This window comes from Nitrospirota bacterium, assembly GCA_016235245.1.
GTDB lineage: Bacteria > Nitrospirota > Thermodesulfovibrionia > Thermodesulfovibrionales > UBA6898 > UBA6898.
The window spans coordinates 22845-39757 of sequence record JACRLO010000024.1; the positions used below are offsets into that span (position 1 = coordinate 22845).

The window sequence follows — 16913 nt, forward strand, 5'->3', positions numbered from 1 at the left end:
AAATCTAAGATAGAAATGAAATATCTCCAGAACTGATAGTTTTTCGTTCGCCGGAGTGCATTCTCAGAATGAGCATACTATTTTCATCAATATCTTCAGCAATGCCTGACCAAGTGTCATCCCGCATGATGACTTTGATCTTTCGGCCCAACGTGGAAGAGTTTGTTCTCCATGCATCGAGCAAAGGCTTCTTCCCCTCTTTTTTTAGAATGCCATACCATTTTTCAAACTCCCTTAGCAGTTGAAGAATGATCTTGTTTCTCCGATGATTTTTCCCAGTCTCAATTTTTACAGATGTTGCAGTATCCTTTATTACTTCGGGAAGATTTCCGGCGTTCATGTTCACGTTCATCCCAATACCGATAACGGCGACTGCTACCCTGTCAGGGTCCGCACGTACCTCGGTCAATATCCCGCCCAGTTTCTTATCGGACATAACCAGGTCATTCGGCCACTTGATCGATACGGCAATATTACATGACTTCTGCAATGTCAAAGCTCCTGCCACTGCAGCGACAATAGTAAGCATGGTCGTATCCCTCGGCTCAAGTTCAGGCCGGATTATCAGGGTTATATAGATGTTCTTGCCGGCCGGAGACTCCCATGTCCTGCCGAGCCTGCCCTTGCCTCTTGTCTGGTGGTCAGCCACAAGCACTGTGCCCGGCGCAATTTCACCTTTGGTCACAAGAGACATGGCAAGATCATTTGTGGACTCAACTGAATCATGAACAATGAGTCTCTTCCAGAGATCGCTTCTGCTATTCAGACGCAGGTAATCCTCGCCGAGGTCCGGTGCGCTTTTAAGGCAATAGCCCTTTGAAGGTAATGCCTCGATGATATACCCTTTATTTCTGAGTGCAAGAATTTTCTTCCATACCGCAGCTCGCGATATCCCCAGACGGTTGCTGATGTCCTGACCGGAAATGATATCATCAGCACCCTGGAGCAGACTGAGAACCGATTCAGACATTGGATCTTGTGGGGTTAGGCAGGTTTTGAGGTCCTTGTTATTCTTCAGGGAGAATCTCTACGAAAATCTTACCCTTCAGTTTTTCCGCAAACTTCCTGGCGTCATCTGCAGAGCCAACGATGGAGCCATAATGCATGGGGATAGCAGTCCTGGGCTTGATATCAAGCGCAGCCTGAACAGCCTCTTCAGCCGTCATAACGTACGTCCCTGATACAGGGAGCAACGCAATGTCTGCCCTGAACGTTTTCATCTCTGGAATGTAGTCAGTATCACCCGCAAGGTATATGCGCTCACCGGATATGGTAAAGATATACCCGACCCAACCCCTGTCTTTTGTATGGAACTGCTTATTGGTGTTGTATGAGGGCACAACCTCTATCTTGATGCCGGAAATATCAAGCTTATCTCCAGGCTTAACGATCTTGATGTTGCCCTTAAGTTTGGCAGCGCAGTCAACTGGCGCAACTATGACTGTGTTCGGCCCCTGGAGCATCTTGATATCGTCAGGCGAGCAATGGTCACGATGCTCATGGGTGATCAGGATTATGTCGGCATGGTCAGCCGTTTTTACCTTAAATGGATCGGTGTAGAGAACTTTTTCGCCTGTTATTTTAAAGGTGTCATGGCCGAGCCAGTGGATGTTCTTACCCATTGCAAAACCCTCCTTGTGCCCTGTGAGCAGAAACAGTAAAGCCAGCGAAGTAAAAAAGAATGACCTGAATAGCGTTTTCATAACGGCATTATATCACACAGGCAAAAGATAGTATAATGGTGCAAAAGAAAGGGCTTGCCATAAAAAACATCGACAGCAACAACGGCCTGAAACAGCTTCTTGCATATGTCCACGAAATGCGCGGTATTGATTTTTCGCTCTATCGCCAGGCGACAGTGTCGCGGAAACTTGAACTGAGACTGCAGGAGACGAAAAGCAGGGGCTATAAAGAATACCTCTCCTATCTCAAAATGAATCCTGATGAGCTTGAGCCCCTGATCAGGACGCTGACCATAAAAGTGAGCAATTTTTTTAGAAATCCGGTTGTATTCGAACTGCTCTCATCAAGTGTCCTTCCTGAGCTCGCAGCCGATTTCGGTTTTCTGAAGGTATGGAGTCTAGGATGTGCACATGGTGAGGAGCCCTATTCGGTTGCCATGATCCTTCGTGATTTTCAGGTGCAGGAGAACCTCTCCTTTCCCCATCATATTCAGGGGACTGACGTTGACCCAGAGGCAATCGAAAAAGCACGAAAGGGTGAGTATTCGGCCGAAGAGCTTTTCGAGACAAAAAGGAAATACCTTGATGCATATTTCATGAAGCTGCCCAATGAATTTGGGACAAGCCTCGGAAATGAGCGGTATCAGTTAAAGGATGAGATCAGATCAATGGTCAGATTTTCGAGCGACAATATTATGAACATGCTGCTTCATAAAAGGGTTTATCTCGGGAGCTACAATCTCATACTCTGCAGAAATGTCCTGATCTATCTGAACAGGGAGATGCAGGAGGTGATGATCAGGGCGATTGGCGACATCCTGTATGACAAAGGCTATCTGATACTCGGAGAGGCTGAAACCATGGCTGAAAGCGTGCGGCAGGAGTTTGAACAACCCTTTCCCGGCATCAAGATCTTCAGGAAAAGACGGTCAGCAGCGCCTTGATCCTGTCTTGCCGATATAGCGCAGGGGGTTGTCTGTTGATGCCTTCAGAATCTTAGCATCAGGTATGCCGATGCGCTGAAGTTTCTTCACTGCCCCCCCTATGGTCAGGCCGCTGCCTGCAAGGATGCCATGGCTATAGACAACACCCTCGGCTGATCTGTTGCCCATTACAGAATCCGAGACAATAATGATCTTTTCGAGCGGCTTGCATCTGAAGATCAGCTCAAGGGTTTTTGGATGCAGGTGGACGCCGTCTGCTATTACCTCAATAGAGAGATCCCTGTCCATGAGGCCAAGACCTGCGAGCCCAGGCTCCCTGTGATGGAAAGGCCGCATGGCATTGAACAGGTGGGTTATACCGGTTGCCCCTGCCTTCTTGGCATCGACTGCCTGCCTCAGCGTTGCATCAGAATGGCCCATGTTGACCCTGATCCCCATGTCAGCGCATTTTTCGATCACCTTGATAGCTCCCGGCAGCTCCGGCGCAATAGTGATGATCCTAGCGATATCTTCGTAACCACCTATCAGCTTTTTGAGCGCTGCAAGGGTTGGCCTAATAAAGGTGTCCTTGTCCATAGCACCGCATCTGAGAGGATTCAGGAACGGCCCTTCAAGGTTCAAACCCAGTATCTCTGCGCCAGATTCTCGTCCCTTTGTCTGCATATCCATTGCCATTCTGACGGCCTTCAGGCCCTTTCTCATCTCATCAATATGGCCCGAATAGATCGTCGGAAGGATGGCGCTTGTCCCTGCCTTTGCATGGGCCTTTGCCAGGGTCAGGATATCTTCGTATGCGTCTGTCCGCGTATCGTATCTGTTGATACCATGAGTATGAAGATCGACAAAACCGTGGAGCTTCATAACATCTTTCCGCGTCGGGTGAAGAAATCGCTCAAGGCAAGCCGTATGACCCCGCCCTTTGACCATTTTCTACCGGTATCTTTTGCCAGTTCGTGCGAGGCTTCTTCGAGAGCTTCAATCACCTCTTCCTCAAGATAGACAGAGGTCTTAACCAGTTTTTCGTGCTCCTCTTCGTGGTTGTGTTCCATAGTCCAAGTTTAAACAATTTCACAGACCCTGTATAGGGGACAACTGCTGCTGATGACATGGCCAGGACATTCTGGTAAAGTTATTGGGAAATGAGATTTATGAAGATCACCAGCAGTGCAAACAAGCATATCAGGGACATAATCCAGATCAGGGAGACACGTGCAAAGTTCAGGCATGCTGCATTTCTGGTCGAAGGGCCGCATCCTGTCGAGATGGCCCTTGCTGCAGGGGTCCAGATCAAAGAGGTCTTTGTGACCGAGGCATTCATCAATGCCAAAGAACACCGCACTCTCCTCGGGAAAATCACGGCCGCCATCTTTGAAGTTTCCGAGCAGATCCTGAATAAGATCACGGATACCGAGACGCCGCAGGGCATTGTGGCACTTGCCGGATATACACCGGGCACGCTCGATACGCTGATTTTGAACGAAGCCCCTCTGCTGGCTGTTCTTGATGCCATACAGGACCCGGGTAATCTTGGGACGATCATCAGGACAGCAGATGCAGCTGGCACTGATGCGGTCATCCTGCTCCCGGGCACATGCGATGCATTTATGCCGAAGGTGATCAGGGCGACAGCAGGGAGTCTCTTCAATGTTCCGCTTCTGTACGCAGAGCCTGCTACGCTTGTCGACTGGTTAAGCAAACAAAAGGTCCGGCTCGCGGTGACTGCTGTAGATGCAGAAAAGACCGTATTCGATACTGACCTCAGCGGGGGCATTGCGATCGCCTTTGGCAACGAAGCCCATGGCGTAAACGATCAACTCAGAAAAGCTGCTGATCTTTCCCTCAATATCCCAATCCTCGGCAAGGCCGAAAGCCTCAATGTCGCCACGTCTGCTGCGATATGTCTTTATGAGGCAGTGAGGCAGAGAAGAAAATAGATTGTGATCGAAATTGCAGATAGACACACATCGGCAGAAGATCGAGCTATTCAAACAAGATTTCACCAAAACAATCCGGCAGATGAAAATTCTTTTCCGGCAGAGGTGTCCATGAGACCCAGTGAGGATGGGAGGTCTCGTCACCGCATTTGTAGAAATTGGCGCGCCAGGGCTGACCTTTGACCTTGCCTAACGAGCCGACGTATTTTTCGAGCAGGCTGAAAGGGATAAAAAACTCAAGGAACCAAGTGACCGGCTCTGTTATCTCGGGTTCAACAATCTCAGGCATGGAATGATAGATCAGAACCTGCTTTCCGTCTTCCTCGGGAAGCTTCACAAAATCCTGAAAGCCTTCAGCTTTTCGTGTCGGATCAATAATATAGCTGCAGAGCAGTGCGCCGCTGCAGTTGAATTCAAAGTTGAAATATCCGCTGTCTTGCTTCGGCTTAACAAAGAACTCAACGCAACTGTCTTTGTACACAGGCGACAAGAATTCATTATGAATGCTTCTTACATACCGGTCCCTGACCTTAAAGATGCCGAAGATGCCGTCCGGGTTGTACAGAAGCCTTACCGCTGTTTCGGGTCTGTGCCCGACCCCTTCGGGACGGAAATGGATAAGCTCAAGGGTCTCTGCCCGGTCCCATGCAGGTCCATCCCACTGCCCGATCAGGTCAGGCATGATGGCGGCAGAGCGGACAATGTAATGAGGCATTAAAATTCTTTGAAGACTTTTGCGAGGGAGTCGCCTGCAACATGCATTTTAAATTCATTGAAATAACCGAAGGGGGTCTGCATGACCGTGTACCCGGTGCGTTCGAGCCTGATGATCACGTCATCAAGCAGGCGTTTGGCAAACTCGGGAGAGGATTTACTTGACGAGAGGTGATTGAAGGAGTGGAGAACGACATTCTTTGTGCTGAACTTGCCGGCAAGCCACTTGACGTTCTTTACGAATTTCTCACAGACACTGCCGTATTTTTCCTCATCCTCTGCCTCGCAGTGAAAAAAGAAGACAACAGCATCAGGCATGGATTCCTCGATCTCGATATCAGGGGCGGTCTCAAGGGTCTTTGAGGCGGTCTTGTACCACCATTCTTTGGTATAGAACATCAGGAGCTTCATCTAGAGTCCTGTCGGATGGTCTATGAATTCAATCCTGAGGCCAAACTTCTTTTTGAGCATATTCCCGACAGCCTTCACCCCGAGGGTTTCCGTGGCATAGTGGCCGGCAAATACGACATTCAGTTTCATCTCTTCCGCAAGGGTGTAAGCACTGTGCGACGGCTCTCCTACAAGGAGGGTGTCGATACCGGTCTTTTCCGCATCATAGATCGCTGACCAGCCTCCCCCGGAGACAACGCCGACCTTCTTCACCTTTTTCCCGAAACCGAGGGCAGTAGATCTTGTGTCCAGTGTCCTGTCTACCCTGCTGATAAAATCTTTCAGGGGAAGTTCATTCTTCAGGCTGCCCCAATAACCGATACTTTTCCCGTGGTATTCGCCGAACTCTCCCATCCTCTTTATCTCGAGGACCCTGAGCAGTTCGGCATTATTGCCGTAATCAGGATGCCAGTCAAGGGGAAGGTGGCAGGCATAGAGCGAGATATCTGTTTCAAGGAGCGCTTTGATCCGCGTTTTCATGACGCCATCGATGGAACGAATTCCTCCCCATATAAGGCCATGATGGACAATAAGAAAATCGATATTCTTTTGAGCCGCCGCCTGAAAGACATAATCGCAGGCATCGACTGCAATGCCGATATTGCCGACAGTTTCAGAGCCTTCGACCTGAAGGCCGTTAGCGCTTTCATCTTTGGGGAATTCGGATAGTTTCAGATCGCTGTTGAGGAAAGATACAAGTTGGCTGAGTGCAATAGTTTTCATTCCTGTCTTATTGCGTCGCAGATATGCTGTACTGACGACGAACAGCGTCCTGACCAGTCCTCAGCGCGGTACCCGCAATGGTTGCAGCAGTAGGGCAGCCTGAACGCGGTCTTGATATCTGCTGCCTTTTTGAATTCCTGAACAGCCCTTTCAAGCTGCCTCTTCCTCATATAGAGATTACCCATAAGCAGATGGAGTTCAGGGTATGAAGCGCCGCCTGTATCGATGCCGGAAAGAGTGTCAAAGGCGTCATCGATCATCTCAAGCCTGTGGAAGAGTTTGCCAAGAAAGAACTTGGTGACCGGATCATTGGGGTTGCGGGATATGCCGCTTCTGTATATTCGGATCAAACGGGACGGTTCGCTGATGCTGATGAGCAGATCCTCGAGGCGTGCAAGCAGGATCTTCGATTCAGTGGCTGCATAGGCATTTTCGAGCATGTTGATAGCTTCTTCACTCTCACCTTCCTGAAGCAGCACCTCTGCAAGCCCCAGGATTGCAGGGACAAAATCTTTTTCAGTCCTCAGGATGTTTCTGAATGCTTTTTTTGCCTTTTCGAGCTGGCTGTTTTCGAGGCTGTGGCGGCCATATTCATATTCATAGCCGATGAGATTCTCCTGTTCGCGCTTTTTATCCTTTTCAGAATGTTCGTGCTTGAGAATAGACTTCTGGATCGAGACAACGTCGTCCCATCTGCCCTGCTTTTCAAGGACCTCGCGTTTCCTGTACATGGCCGTCAGATTGGCATCGTCAACGTCGAGGATCTCATCAAGATAGCGTAGGGCTTCCGGCCACCTTCCTGATTTTTCGAGAAGGCTGTCGAGGGCAAAAAGGGTTTCGATCCTCTTGGGTTCCAGTTCACGCGCACGCTGATAACGGGCATTTGCCTTCTGAAAATCATCTGCTACGGCTGCAATGTCGCCGAGGCGGAGCAGGGCGTCAATATGGTCAGGCTCTTCCTTAAGGATGCCCTCAAGTGCTTCTGTTGCCGCCTCTTCATTTTTGGCAAGAAGAGAGTTCAGTGCCCGGGAATAGAGCTCCTGTACTTTTATCTCCTGTTTTTGTTTTTTCTGGTATTGCCAGTTGTCAATAAATTTTTTCGTATCCCTGATCGTAAAAAAGATGAAAGCAATAAAAACGCCGACTGCTATAGAAAGGAGTATCAGGGCGAATTTCTGAACTTCGTAAATCTGTCCAAAGGGAACGATAATCGAAACTGTTCCCTGGTTAAAAATAGAGAAGACGGAAAGCGCAAAAAGGAAGAGAACGAATAAGAAGATCGATAACTTGCCCATCAGTGATGATAACCTCTTTTCTGCAGAATGGTAAAGGCGCGGTAAAGCTGCTCTAAAAAGATGAGTCGTGACATCTCATGGGTAAAGGTCATGGACGAGAGGCGGATCTTCTTTTTTGCCTTTGCCTTCACATCCTCTGAAACGCCATATGCGCCGCCAAAGAGAAACGTTGCTGAAGACCCCTGTTTTTCGATAAATTTGGCAAACTCAACAGAGTCAAGGGTCTCGCCCTTTTCGTCGAGCAGCATGTACGGGGCCCTGAGGTCCTGTATCCGTCCGCTTTCCTTGGCTAACATTCTGCTGATGTCCTTTACCTTTTCTTCCCTGATCTCAGTTACGGTAACCTCTGCATAGGGCTTCAGGAGCTTCAGGTATTTCTGCAGCCCCTCATGAATGAACGGCTCTTTTGTCTTTCCCACCCATATCAGGTTGATCTTCATGGAGTTCTATGGTCTTTGCATCCATCCAGAGTTTTTCAAGGCTGTAGTATTCACGCGTCTCCTGTTCGAATACATGTATGACCACATCCCCGTAATCGAGCAGGGCCCAATGGCCGTATGTGAGGCCTTCCCTGCCCATAGGCCTGATGCCCTCCAGCAGGAGTTCATGCTCTATAAAATCGACGACAGCCTTGACCTGGGTCGTGCTTTCACCTGAACAGATCACAAAATAATCGGCAATGACCGTGAGACCTGTTAGTTCAAGAATAACAGGGGCATGAGCTTTTTTCTGGAGAGCTGCTTCTGCTGCCTTGAGGGCTAAATCTCTTCCTATGAGCGACATTCCCGCCTTACAGCCCTATCCTGTGGTTTCCTGATTGCATACAGTTTATGAGAAATTATATAGGATTCAACATCTGCTGGCAACAGGTATTTCAGGCTTTTCCCCTGCGCTATGCGGGATCTGATATCGGTTGCCGAGATATTGATCGGCGAGACATTAAGGAGCATGACCGTATTTCCGTTTGCGAGTTTTGTTGAATATGACGATGGAGCCCCTGCATCAAGCTTAGTGAGAATCTCCTTCTTGAAAGACAAGTAAGGGGAGGTGGACAGATCAGCGAACCTGCATCCCGGCCGCGAAAGGACCAGAAAATGTGCAAGGCTGAGGAGATGCTCAGGCATGTACCAGTTCGGGATGTCAAGAAAAGCGTCGATACCCAGTATGAAATAAAGGCTGTCATCCGGATAGAGATGATGAAGTCTTTCAAGGGTATCGACGGTATAGGACTTCTTCCTGGTCCTGCATTCCAGGTCAAGGAGATCGAAGCGCGGGTTATTCCCTGTTGCAAGCTTTACCATTTCATACCGGTGGCGGGCAGAGGCAATGTCTTCTGTCTTGAGGGGCGGGTTGCCTGAGGGGATGAACAGCACGGAATCAAGTCCGGCAAGCTCCAGGGCCTCTTCTGCAGCGCGCAGATGGCCGAAATGGACCGGATTAAACGTCCCGCCTAATATCCCGAGCTTCAAGATGGACTGATCACTCCCTCAACTGGCCGTTGCCAAGGACAATGAACTTGGTGCAGGTCAATTCTTCAAGCCCCATCGGACCGCGCGCATGGATCTTGTCGGTCGATATGCCGATCTCTGCGCCGAGGCCGAACTGGTACCCGTCATTCAGGCGTGTCGAGGCATTGATCAGCACTGCAGAGGAATCGACCTCCCGCAGGAACCGCATGCCTTTTGCATAGTCCTTTGTGACAATGGTGTCTGAATGGGCTGAACTGTAAGTCGCAATATGGTCCATCGCAGCGTCAATGTCCTTTACTACCTTTACATTGAGGACCAGGTCGAGGTATTCGTTATAGAAATCATGCTCCCTGGCCGCATCAACAGAAGGGACGATCTTCCGTGTCTCAGGGCATCCCTTGATAGCAACGCCTGCGTCCTTGAACCTCTTGAGCATTGCGGGCAGAAACGTCTTTGCGATCTTCTTGTCAACGAGCATCGTCTCCATCGAATTACAGGTGCCGGGCCTCTGGACCTTTGCATTAAAGCAGATGTCTTCGGCCATCTGCAGGTCAGCGTCCCGGTCGACAAATACATGGCAGATACCCTTGTAATGCTTCAGAACCGGTATGCGTGAATTCTCGGTCACGGTCCTGATAAGGCCTTCGCCGCCCCGGGGGATGATCAGGTCAATGATGCCTTCAAGCTTCAGCATCTCCATGACCGCTGTCCTGTCAGGCAGGTCGATGAACGTGATCGCCCCTTCATGCAAGCCCTGCAGCCTTGCCGCATCCCGCAGGATCTTCACGATCGCCTTGTTCGAATTGATCGCCTCGGAGCCGCCGCGCAGGATGACCGCATTGCCGGCCTTGAGGCAGAGGCTTGTCGCATCAGCAGTGACGTTCGGCCTGGACTCATAGATGATGCCGATCGAGCCGATCGGCACACGCATCTTGCCGACGGTCATGCCGTTCGGCCGCTGCCACATCTTGATGATCTCGCCTGCAGGATCAGGGAGCGCGGCAACCTCAACCAGCCCCTGGGCCATCTCGTCAATGCGCTTCTGGTTCAGGGTAAGCCTGTCGATCATTGCCTTTGAGAGGCCCTTTTCCCGTGCGAATTTGAGGTCCTTCGCATTTTCCTTTATCAGTTCTTTTGACCGTTTTTTGAGTGCCTCGGACATGGCCAGGAGCGCTGCATTCTTCTGTTGTGAAGATGCCCTGCCCAAAGAACGCGCACCCTCCTTTGCCTCTTTTGCCTTTGCGAGCACATATGCCTTTATGTCCATGAGAACAGCCTCCCTTATGGGCAGTGATTTATTCATAGCGTAATGGTCTTAGCATACAAAAAGCGGTCTGCTTTTGAAAAGGCGCGCCCCTGCAGGAAACTGCCGGTACGAACAGATCATGCCTTGCGAAATGCTCCTGCCAATACGTACAATGTCCCATGCCAAAGATAACGGTTCTTCCTACAGATCTCTGCAATAAAATCTCGGCCGGTGAGGTGATCGAGCGGCCTGCCTCTGTGGTAAAAGAGCTTCTTGAGAATTCTCTCGATGCCGGGAGCACTGAGATTAAAATCGAGGTGAGCCGCGGCGGCAAGCGCCTGATGCGGATCTCGGACAACGGCATCGGCATGGATAGAGACGATGCGCTTCTCTGCTTTAAGCGTCATGCGACCAGCAAGATAACCGAATATGACGACCTTTTCAATATCAGCACGCTGGGGTTCCGTGGTGAGGCCCTGCCTTCGATCGCCTCTGTTTCCCGGCTCAGACTTGTCACCGGGCTGAAGGGTTCGGCTGTTGGAGTCTCTCTTGAACTGGATGGCGGTGAACTGAAAGATATCAAGGATGCACCGGTGTCAGGCACCACACTCGAAATAAAAGACCTCTTTTTCAATACCCCTGTCAGGAAGAAGTTCCTCAAGGCCGACAGCACCGAGCTGTTCCATATTATAGACATTATTACGAAAGAGGCGCTTTCTCATCCTGAGACCGCCTTGTCGCTCTTTGCGGACAGCGCAGAGACGATCAGTCTTGCAAAAGCCTCAGGGTTCAGGGAGAGGATCATGCAGGTGTATGGAGAGGAGTTTCTTGGCGGCCTTATAGAGGCCTCTTTCAGCATGGATGGGCTGGCAATGCATGCCTTTGTATCGGGCAGCGCCAATTTCAGAAAGACCAGATCACACCAGTTCATATTCCTTAACAGGCGGCCGATAAAGGACCAGTCAGTGGCGCATGCAGTCTATAAGGCATATGAAGGTATTCTACCTCCTGACAAGCATATGCTCTTTTTTCTTTTCCTGCAGATCGACCCCCAAAAGGTCGACTTCAATGTACACCCGACCAAAAGAGAGGTGCGGTTTGAAGATAAGGAGACGATCTACCGGTTTATTGTCTCTCATCTGCGGGATGCGATCAGGTCGGCACATAAAGAATATGCAGAGGAGTTCAATCAGCCTGAGGCTGCTGAGGGTCTTGCATCGATGACAGGAGGGTCTGGTCTGTCATATGCCCAGCCCATGTCATTTGGGACATCTGTGATAGCCGAAAATCTTGAGTTTCCATACCGCGCTTCTTTGCCCCATATCTATCTTGGGGATACCTTTGTGGCTGTTTCAGGAAAAGGAGGCCTCACCCTTCTGGACCACCACGCAGCTCATGAGAGGGTCCTCTTCGAAAAACTGCTCAAAGGCATGGAGATGCAATCCACGCAGCTTCTTTTTCCCCGGCAGGTCCAGGTGTCGGGCAAGGAATACCGGGTTTTGCTCGAACAGAAAGAGATCGTCAGGACCTTCGGCATAGAGATCGATGACTTCGGCAATAATACCGTGATTGTGAGGGCAGTGCCTGCAGAGATTGTAGATGCCGACATCCCCGGTCTCCTTTCTGATATTGCTGCCGGACTTCTCGATGAGCATACCTCAGGCCGGCCTCTGCGCTATGACCTTGCTGCGCGCATCGCATGCCACGGCTCAATCCGCGGCAAAAAGATCCTTTCCCCGGACGAACTTGCAAAGCTGCTTGAAGACCTTGAAAAGACAGAGCAGCCTGACCAGTGCCCTCACGGCAGACCGACAAGGATCTTCTATTCGCTCCATGATTTAAGCAAACTTTTCAAGCGCACATGAAGAAGATCATCGTTCTGTTAGGTCCAACAGGTGTGGGCAAGACAGCTGCTTCTGTCCTCCTGGCCAAGGAACTGAACACTGAGATCATCAGCGCAGACTCCATGCAGATATACCGGCATATGGACATCGGCACGGCAAAGCCGACTGAGGTTGAAAGATCCGGAATCAGGCACCACATGATCGATATTGTTGAGCCTTCCGAGGCATACAGCGCAGGCAGGTATATCAGTGATGTTGCCCCGATCATCGATGGGCTTTTTCAGAAGGGCAAGACACCAGTCATAGTCGGCGGAACAGGCCTTTACATCAAGGCGATGACGCGGGGCATATTCAGCGGCCCGTCTTCAGACCTTGAGCTGCGGGAGGGCCTGCTTGCCAGGGAAGAAGAGCATAAGGGATCTCTCTATGCCCATCTCTGCGAGCTCGATCCTGAGACTGCAGGCAGGACCGAAAGAAATAATATCCGCAGGATTATCAGGGCGATCGAGGTATGCATGAAAAGCGGCAGTTCCCTGTCATCTCTCCAGAGGAGCCTCACCATGCCCCTGCCGTACGATTTCATCAAGATAGGCATTACCCGGGAGCGGGGCGAGCTCTATCAGATGATCGATGCTCGGGTGGACGCGATGTTCAGGGCAGGGCTTGTTGACGAGGTGAAGGCGATCATGCGGATGGACCCTGACCGGACGCCGCTCCAGGCCATCGGGTACAAAGAGATCGTGCGGTACATGGACCATGAGATAGACCTGCAGGAGGCAGAGCGCCTGATCAAGCGGAACTCCCGGAGATATGCAAAGCGCCAATTCACCTGGTTCAGGCAGGAGCAGGGTATTGCCTGGATAGATGTAACGGGCAAGAATAATAGCCATGAGGTCTTTCAGGCAGTAAAGCAGGTCCTCTCGGATATCTTTCCGCCAACTTCAGCAATGAGCAGTGAAAGTGCTTGAATAAAAGCGTCGAATAATTTATCGTAATAAAAATATAACTGTAATAAAAAAAAGGGAGACAGGGGATGCCCACGTCAAAAAGTCAGAGCCTGCAGGACAATTTCCTTAATCAATTGAGAAAGGATAAGTTGCCCGTACTTATTTACCTTACCAATGGTGTGCGTCTGAAGGGGGTTGTCAAGGCATTTGACAATTTTGTCATTCTCCTTAAAGACGCGAACCAGCAGCTTGTGTACAAGCATGCTGTGTCGACTATTGTTCCTGAACGGGACATTGATATCCGCTTTGAAGAGCGCAGCTGAGCGCATCCCTTCTTTTTTATCACATAGGCGTTATATATGACTATTTCTTGGAGGTATTAATTAGATGCTTAAGGCGATGCGGCACCATGCCAAATATTTATATTTTCTGTTTTTTATTGTGATCCTTTCCTTCCTCTTCTGGGGAGTGGGCACGGTAGATCAATCAAGCAATGCCCAGATCGTTGCAGAAGTGGGCAAACGCAAGATCTCTGCCCAGGACTATGGCAGGGTCTATGACAATTATTACAGGTCTTACCGCGATGTGTACAAAGATAAGTTCGATGAGGAGATGCAGAAGAAGCTCAATCTCAAGGATAAGGCCATTGAAACGCTTGTCGGCCAGACCATTCTGCTTATTGCGGCTGAAGAGAACGGGATCAAGGTGAGTGACAGCGAAGTAAAAGAGGCGATTCTGAACGAGCCTGTTTTTGCAAAGAACGGTGTTTTTGATAACGAGATTTACCAGAATACGCTCCGTCTTTCGAGACTTACCCCCGGTGTGTATGAGTTGAACAAGAGGGAAGAGCTGACCATACAAAAAATGAGCAGACTCATACAGACCGCTGCGATTATCCCTGATGCCGGATTTGATAATGTCTCTGCTGATGAGCAGACAAAAAAGATGATCAAAGATGCCATGGCAAAAGATGCACAGGAAAAAGTTCTTCGATCCTACATAGAGGGCATGAAAAAGAAACTGAAGGTGAAAATCAATACTGAGCTTCTCTGATGAAGTAGCCTGAGGGCAAGGAACTCTTGCCTGGCTGACGCGGGAGCAGTCATGCGATCTGCTCCCCTATTATATCTCTCCCGCCTTTGTTGCCGTATTTAAGGATAATTTGGAAATGAGCAGAAAGAGAGAGACATTTCACTTTTCAAAAAGAACTGACCGTGACCGGGCGAGGTCAAAATCCAGTGAAGAATGGATCTGCGGGCTCAATCCTGTGCTGGAAGCTGTCAGGGCCGGAAGAAGAGTCCATAAGGTTTTTCTTGCTTTCTCCAGAAGAGACAGGGCCGATATTGAGCAGGAGCTGGCAGGCAGGAGTATCGCTGTTCAGAAGGTTGACCTCCAGTTTTTTGATGAGCGCTTTCATAAAGGCCATCAGGGGATAGCGGCAACCGTAGAGCCTCGGGAGTATGCTGATTTCGATGACCTTATTGAAATCCCACGGACAAAAAAGGAGGTGCCTCTTTTCCTTATTCTTGACGGTATTGAGGACCCGAGAAATTTTGGATCGATCCTGAGGGTTGCTGATGCAGGCGGTGTTCATGGGGTCGTGATACAGTCACACCGGTCAGCTTCTCTGACGCCGGAGGCTGTCAAGGCCTCTGCAGGGGCATCAGAGCATGTGATGATATCCATGGTCCCTAACATCAAGCATGCGATCAATTCGATGAAGGAATCGGGTATCACCATTGTCGGTGCTGAAGCTGAAGGAGAAAACTCGGCTTGGGATATGGATTTTACGGGCCCCGTTGCATTAGTCGTTGGTTCAGAGGCTGAGGGAATGCGTAGAACAGTAATGGAGCGTTGTGATCACATTGTAAGGCTCCCTATGCAGGGGAAGGTTAATTCGCTCAATGCCTCAGTTGCTACAGGGGTTATTGTTTTTGAGATAATGCGCCAAAGGATGAAAAGGAACGAGATTTGCAAAGAAAAAAAGGCGTAATCCGGCAAGACCTTGTTTTTTTCTGGTTGACTGTACTATAATCGTACCCTTATATTACATATTTCTGAAACACCTATAGGTTTACTATTGCCTTTTTGGGGCATTTTGGTTTTTCGGCATTGCCGACGTAGCTCAGTTGGTAGAGCAGTTGATTTGTAATCATCAGGTCGGGGGTTCGAATCCCTTCGTCGGCTCCATAAGTTTTTTTACCGATAGCTCGTAGCGCAGGAAGGGCTATGAGACGAGTGTGTGTTTTTGAACTGGAGAGGTACCCGAGTGGCCAAAGGGGACGGGCTGTAAACCCGTTGGCTTCGCCTACGGAGGTTCGAATCCTCCCCTCTCCACCAGCACCATGGGTAACAGACATGGTTGCTGCTAAGGTTGGAAGTAATGGATGGCGAGACAAGCAAACTATTTTTATCGGATAGTTGCGTTAATTGGAAGCATGCGGGAGTAGCTCAGTGGTAGAGCGTCAGCCTTCCAAGCTGAGGGTCGCGGGTTCGAATCCCGTTTCCCGCTCCATGAGCAGTAACTTGCCCATGTAGCTCAGTCGGCAGAGCACTTCCTTGGTAAGGAAGAGGTCACCGGTTCGATTCCGGTCATGGGCTCCAGATTTAAAGATATTAAAGAACTCTGCAGGCTTTGGCAGTGCCAGCCGGCAGCGCAAGGAGGCGAAATGGCAAAGGCAAAATTTGAGAGGACGAAACCGCATTGCAACGTGGGAACGATTGGACATGTAGACCACGGCAAGACGACGCTGACCGCAGCAATCACAAAGGTGCTGGCGATGAAGGGGCAGGCAACGTATCGTGCCTATGACTCGATCGACAACGCGCCGGAGGAGAAGGCTCGAGGGATAACGATCGCGACAGCCCACGTAGAGTATGAGACAGACAACCGTCACTACGCACACGTTGACTGTCCTGGGCATGCCGACTATGTCAAGAACATGATCACCGGAGCAGCGCAGATGGATGGAGCTATTTTGGTGGTGTCAGCAGCAGACGGGCCGATGCCGCAGACGAGAGAGCACATATTGCTTGCGCGGCAGGTAGGGGTGCCATATATCTGCGTATTCATGAATAAGGTAGATATGGTTGATGACCCGGAGCTTCTTGATCTTGTAGAGCTTGAGGTGAGAGAGCTTCTGTCAAAGTATCAGTTTCCGGGAGACAAGATACCGATCATCAAGGGCAGCGCACTGAAGGTAGTAGAAAATGCAAGCACAGACCCTGCAGCAGAGGAATACAAATGCATATGGGAGCTGATGAGTGCAGTTGACAGTTATATACCGACACCCGAGCGTCCGATAGATAAGCCGTTTCTGATGCCGATAGAGGACGTATTTTCTATTTCAGGGCGCGGCACGGTAGTGACGGGCAGGGTAGAGCGAGGCATTGTCAAGGTAGGCGAAGAAGTAGAGATAGTCGGCCTTGGAGAGACCCGGAAGACCGTAGTGACGGGCGTGGAAATGTTCAGGAAACTTCTTGATGAGGGCAGGGCGGGCGACAATATTGGAGCGCTTCTGAGGGGCATCGGCAAAGAAGATGTCGAAAGAGGGCAGGTATTGGCAAAGCCGGGGAGCATCACCCCGCACACCAAGTTCAAGGCAGAGGCATATATTCTGACGAAGGAAGAGGGCGGAAGACATACGCCGTTTTTCAAGGGCTAT

Annotated in this window: 20 protein-coding genes and 4 tRNA genes; 12 read left to right on the top strand and 12 right to left on the bottom strand. The window is 50.0% G+C overall.

Going from position 1 to position 16913, the window contains the following annotated elements:
- Positions 1-4: 4 nt before the first annotated feature.
- Together HZB31_11505 and HZB31_11510 are read right to left on the bottom strand one after the other, a co-directional pair.
- Positions 5-970 carry a biotin--[acetyl-CoA-carboxylase] ligase gene (locus HZB31_11505; protein MBI5848550.1) on the bottom strand — a complete coding sequence of 322 codons (966 nt, stop codon included), beginning with the start codon at positions 968-970 and terminating at the stop codon, positions 5-7.
- 37 nt (positions 971-1007) lie between these two features.
- Positions 1008-1622 (bottom strand): MBL fold metallo-hydrolase, encoded by a 615-nt coding sequence (locus HZB31_11510; GenBank protein ID MBI5848551.1) that lies wholly within the window; start codon positions 1620-1622, stop codon positions 1008-1010.
- Positions 1623-1738: 116 nt separating this feature from the next.
- On the opposite strand from HZB31_11510, the gene HZB31_11515 reads away from it, so the two are divergent.
- On the top strand, positions 1739-2626 hold the full coding sequence (locus HZB31_11515; protein MBI5848552.1) for a protein-glutamate O-methyltransferase CheR: 888 nt from the start codon (positions 1739-1741) through the stop codon (positions 2624-2626).
- On the opposite strand, the gene HZB31_11520 is transcribed toward HZB31_11515, so the two are convergent.
- Positions 2612-3487: an amidohydrolase family protein gene (locus HZB31_11520; GenBank protein MBI5848553.1), complete on the bottom strand. Its 876-nt coding sequence runs from the start codon at positions 3485-3487 to the stop codon at positions 2612-2614. The two genes, HZB31_11515 and HZB31_11520, sit on opposite strands and share 15 nt — an antisense overlap.
- Positions 3484-3675, bottom strand: a complete 192-nt coding sequence (locus tag HZB31_11525; GenBank protein MBI5848554.1) for a hypothetical protein — start codon at positions 3673-3675, stop codon at positions 3484-3486. Before HZB31_11525 ends, HZB31_11520 begins: the two co-directional genes overlap by 4 nt.
- 99 nt (positions 3676-3774) lie before the next feature.
- On the opposite strand from HZB31_11525, the gene HZB31_11530 reads away from it, so the two are divergent.
- A complete protein-coding gene (locus HZB31_11530; GenBank protein ID MBI5848555.1) occupies positions 3775-4560 on the top strand; it encodes an RNA methyltransferase in 786 nt (261 codons plus the stop codon).
- A 46-nt stretch (positions 4561-4606) separates the two neighbouring features.
- On the opposite strand, the gene HZB31_11535 is transcribed toward HZB31_11530, so the two are convergent.
- The 8 genes from HZB31_11535 to HZB31_11570 are packed head-to-tail and all read right to left on the bottom strand — an operon-like array spanning position 4607 to position 10478.
- The gene (locus tag HZB31_11535; GenBank protein ID MBI5848556.1) at positions 4607-5275 is read right to left on the bottom strand and encodes a carbohydrate-binding family 9-like protein; all 669 of its coding nucleotides are present in this window, start codon (positions 5273-5275) and stop codon (positions 4607-4609) included.
- Positions 5275-5685, bottom strand: a complete 411-nt coding sequence (locus tag HZB31_11540) for a hypothetical protein (GenBank protein ID MBI5848557.1) — start codon at positions 5683-5685, stop codon at positions 5275-5277. The genes HZB31_11535 and HZB31_11540 overlap by 1 nt, the downstream gene beginning before the upstream one ends.
- The gene (locus HZB31_11545; GenBank protein ID MBI5848558.1) at positions 5686-6447 is read right to left on the bottom strand and encodes a Nif3-like dinuclear metal center hexameric protein; all 762 of its coding nucleotides are present in this window, start codon (positions 6445-6447) and stop codon (positions 5686-5688) included.
- On the bottom strand, positions 6444-7742 hold the full coding sequence (locus HZB31_11550) for a tetratricopeptide repeat protein (GenBank protein MBI5848559.1): 1299 nt from the start codon (positions 7740-7742) through the stop codon (positions 6444-6446). Before HZB31_11550 ends, HZB31_11545 begins: the two co-directional genes overlap by 4 nt.
- A complete protein-coding gene (locus HZB31_11555; GenBank protein ID MBI5848560.1) occupies positions 7742-8182 on the bottom strand; it encodes a 23S rRNA (pseudouridine(1915)-N(3))-methyltransferase RlmH in 441 nt (146 codons plus the stop codon). The genes HZB31_11550 and HZB31_11555 overlap by 1 nt, the downstream gene beginning before the upstream one ends.
- Positions 8130-8525, bottom strand: a complete 396-nt coding sequence (gene rsfS, locus HZB31_11560; protein ID MBI5848561.1) for a ribosome silencing factor — start codon at positions 8523-8525, stop codon at positions 8130-8132. Before rsfS ends, HZB31_11555 begins: the two co-directional genes overlap by 53 nt.
- The gene (locus HZB31_11565) at positions 8513-9211 is read right to left on the bottom strand and encodes a nicotinate-nucleotide adenylyltransferase (protein MBI5848562.1); all 699 of its coding nucleotides are present in this window, start codon (positions 9209-9211) and stop codon (positions 8513-8515) included. Before HZB31_11565 ends, rsfS begins: the two co-directional genes overlap by 13 nt.
- A gap of 10 nt (positions 9212-9221) precedes the next feature.
- Positions 9222-10478: a glutamate-5-semialdehyde dehydrogenase gene (locus HZB31_11570; protein ID MBI5848563.1), complete on the bottom strand. Its 1257-nt coding sequence runs from the start codon at positions 10476-10478 to the stop codon at positions 9222-9224.
- A gap of 158 nt (positions 10479-10636) precedes the next feature.
- Between HZB31_11570 and mutL the strand changes: the two genes are divergently transcribed.
- The 10 genes from mutL to tuf all read left to right on the top strand — a co-directional run.
- Positions 10637-12322 (top strand): DNA mismatch repair endonuclease MutL, encoded by a 1686-nt coding sequence (gene mutL, locus HZB31_11575; GenBank protein MBI5848564.1) that lies wholly within the window; start codon positions 10637-10639, stop codon positions 12320-12322.
- On the top strand, positions 12319-13269 hold the full coding sequence (gene miaA, locus HZB31_11580; protein MBI5848565.1) for a tRNA (adenosine(37)-N6)-dimethylallyltransferase MiaA: 951 nt from the start codon (positions 12319-12321) through the stop codon (positions 13267-13269). The genes mutL and miaA overlap by 4 nt, the downstream gene beginning before the upstream one ends.
- A gap of 65 nt (positions 13270-13334) precedes the next feature.
- Positions 13335-13571, top strand: coding sequence for an RNA chaperone Hfq (gene hfq / locus HZB31_11585; protein ID MBI5848566.1), 237 nt, complete (start codon positions 13335-13337; stop codon positions 13569-13571).
- Positions 13572-13635: 64 nt separating this feature from the next.
- Positions 13636-14301 (top strand): SurA N-terminal domain-containing protein, encoded by a 666-nt coding sequence (locus HZB31_11590; GenBank protein ID MBI5848567.1) that lies wholly within the window; start codon positions 13636-13638, stop codon positions 14299-14301.
- 115 nt (positions 14302-14416) lie between these two features.
- Positions 14417-15241, top strand: a complete 825-nt coding sequence (rlmB, locus tag HZB31_11595; protein MBI5848568.1) for a 23S rRNA (guanosine(2251)-2'-O)-methyltransferase RlmB — start codon at positions 14417-14419, stop codon at positions 15239-15241.
- Positions 15242-15362: 121 nt separating this feature from the next.
- Positions 15363-15438: transfer RNA gene (locus HZB31_11600), tRNA-Thr, on the top strand.
- A gap of 65 nt (positions 15439-15503) precedes the next feature.
- Positions 15504-15588, top strand: a tRNA-Tyr gene (locus HZB31_11605).
- 100 nt (positions 15589-15688) lie between these two features.
- Positions 15689-15763: transfer RNA gene (locus tag HZB31_11610), tRNA-Gly, on the top strand.
- A 13-nt stretch (positions 15764-15776) separates the two neighbouring features.
- Positions 15777-15852 (top strand) — tRNA-Thr (locus tag HZB31_11615).
- Between the two features lie 65 nt (positions 15853-15917).
- Positions 15918-16913 (top strand): elongation factor Tu (tuf, locus tag HZB31_11620; protein ID MBI5848569.1); only part of this gene is annotated, 996 nt, incomplete at its 3' end.

Bases quoted from the DNA above. Each gene is read 5' to 3' on its own strand.
- HZB31_11505 (MBI5848550.1), bottom strand. From the start codon at position 970: ATGTCTGAATCGGTTCTCAGTCTGCTCCAGGGTGCTGATGATATCATT.
- HZB31_11510 (MBI5848551.1), bottom strand. From the start codon at position 1,622: ATGGGTAAGAACATCCACTGGCTCGGCCATGACACCTTTAAAATAACA.
- HZB31_11515 (MBI5848552.1), top strand. From the start codon at position 1,739: ATGGTGCAAAAGAAAGGGCTTGCCATAAAAAACATCGACAGCAACAAC.
- HZB31_11520 (MBI5848553.1), bottom strand. From the start codon at position 3,487: ATGAAGCTCCACGGTTTTGTCGATCTTCATACTCATGGTATCAACAGA.
- HZB31_11525 (MBI5848554.1), bottom strand. From the start codon at position 3,675: ATGGAACACAACCACGAAGAGGAGCACGAAAAACTGGTTAAGACCTCT.
- HZB31_11530 (MBI5848555.1), top strand. From the start codon at position 3,775: ATGAAGATCACCAGCAGTGCAAACAAGCATATCAGGGACATAATCCAG.
- HZB31_11535 (MBI5848556.1), bottom strand. From the start codon at position 5,275: ATGCCTCATTACATTGTCCGCTCTGCCGCCATCATGCCTGACCTGATC.
- HZB31_11540 (MBI5848557.1), bottom strand. From the start codon at position 5,685: ATGAAGCTCCTGATGTTCTATACCAAAGAATGGTGGTACAAGACCGCC.
- HZB31_11545 (MBI5848558.1), bottom strand. From the start codon at position 6,447: ATGAAAACTATTGCACTCAGCCAACTTGTATCTTTCCTCAACAGCGAT.
- HZB31_11550 (MBI5848559.1), bottom strand. From the start codon at position 7,742: ATGGGCAAGTTATCGATCTTCTTATTCGTTCTCTTCCTTTTTGCGCTT.
- HZB31_11555 (MBI5848560.1), bottom strand. From the start codon at position 8,182: ATGAAGATCAACCTGATATGGGTGGGAAAGACAAAAGAGCCGTTCATT.
- rsfS (MBI5848561.1), bottom strand. From the start codon at position 8,525: ATGTCGCTCATAGGAAGAGATTTAGCCCTCAAGGCAGCAGAAGCAGCT.
- HZB31_11570 (MBI5848563.1), bottom strand. From the start codon at position 10,478: ATGGACATAAAGGCATATGTGCTCGCAAAGGCAAAAGAGGCAAAGGAG.
- mutL (MBI5848564.1), top strand. From the start codon at position 10,637: ATGCCAAAGATAACGGTTCTTCCTACAGATCTCTGCAATAAAATCTCG.
- miaA (MBI5848565.1), top strand. From the start codon at position 12,319: ATGAAGAAGATCATCGTTCTGTTAGGTCCAACAGGTGTGGGCAAGACA.
- hfq (MBI5848566.1), top strand. From the start codon at position 13,335: ATGCCCACGTCAAAAAGTCAGAGCCTGCAGGACAATTTCCTTAATCAA.
- HZB31_11590 (MBI5848567.1), top strand. From the start codon at position 13,636: ATGCTTAAGGCGATGCGGCACCATGCCAAATATTTATATTTTCTGTTT.
- rlmB (MBI5848568.1), top strand. From the start codon at position 14,417: ATGAGCAGAAAGAGAGAGACATTTCACTTTTCAAAAAGAACTGACCGT.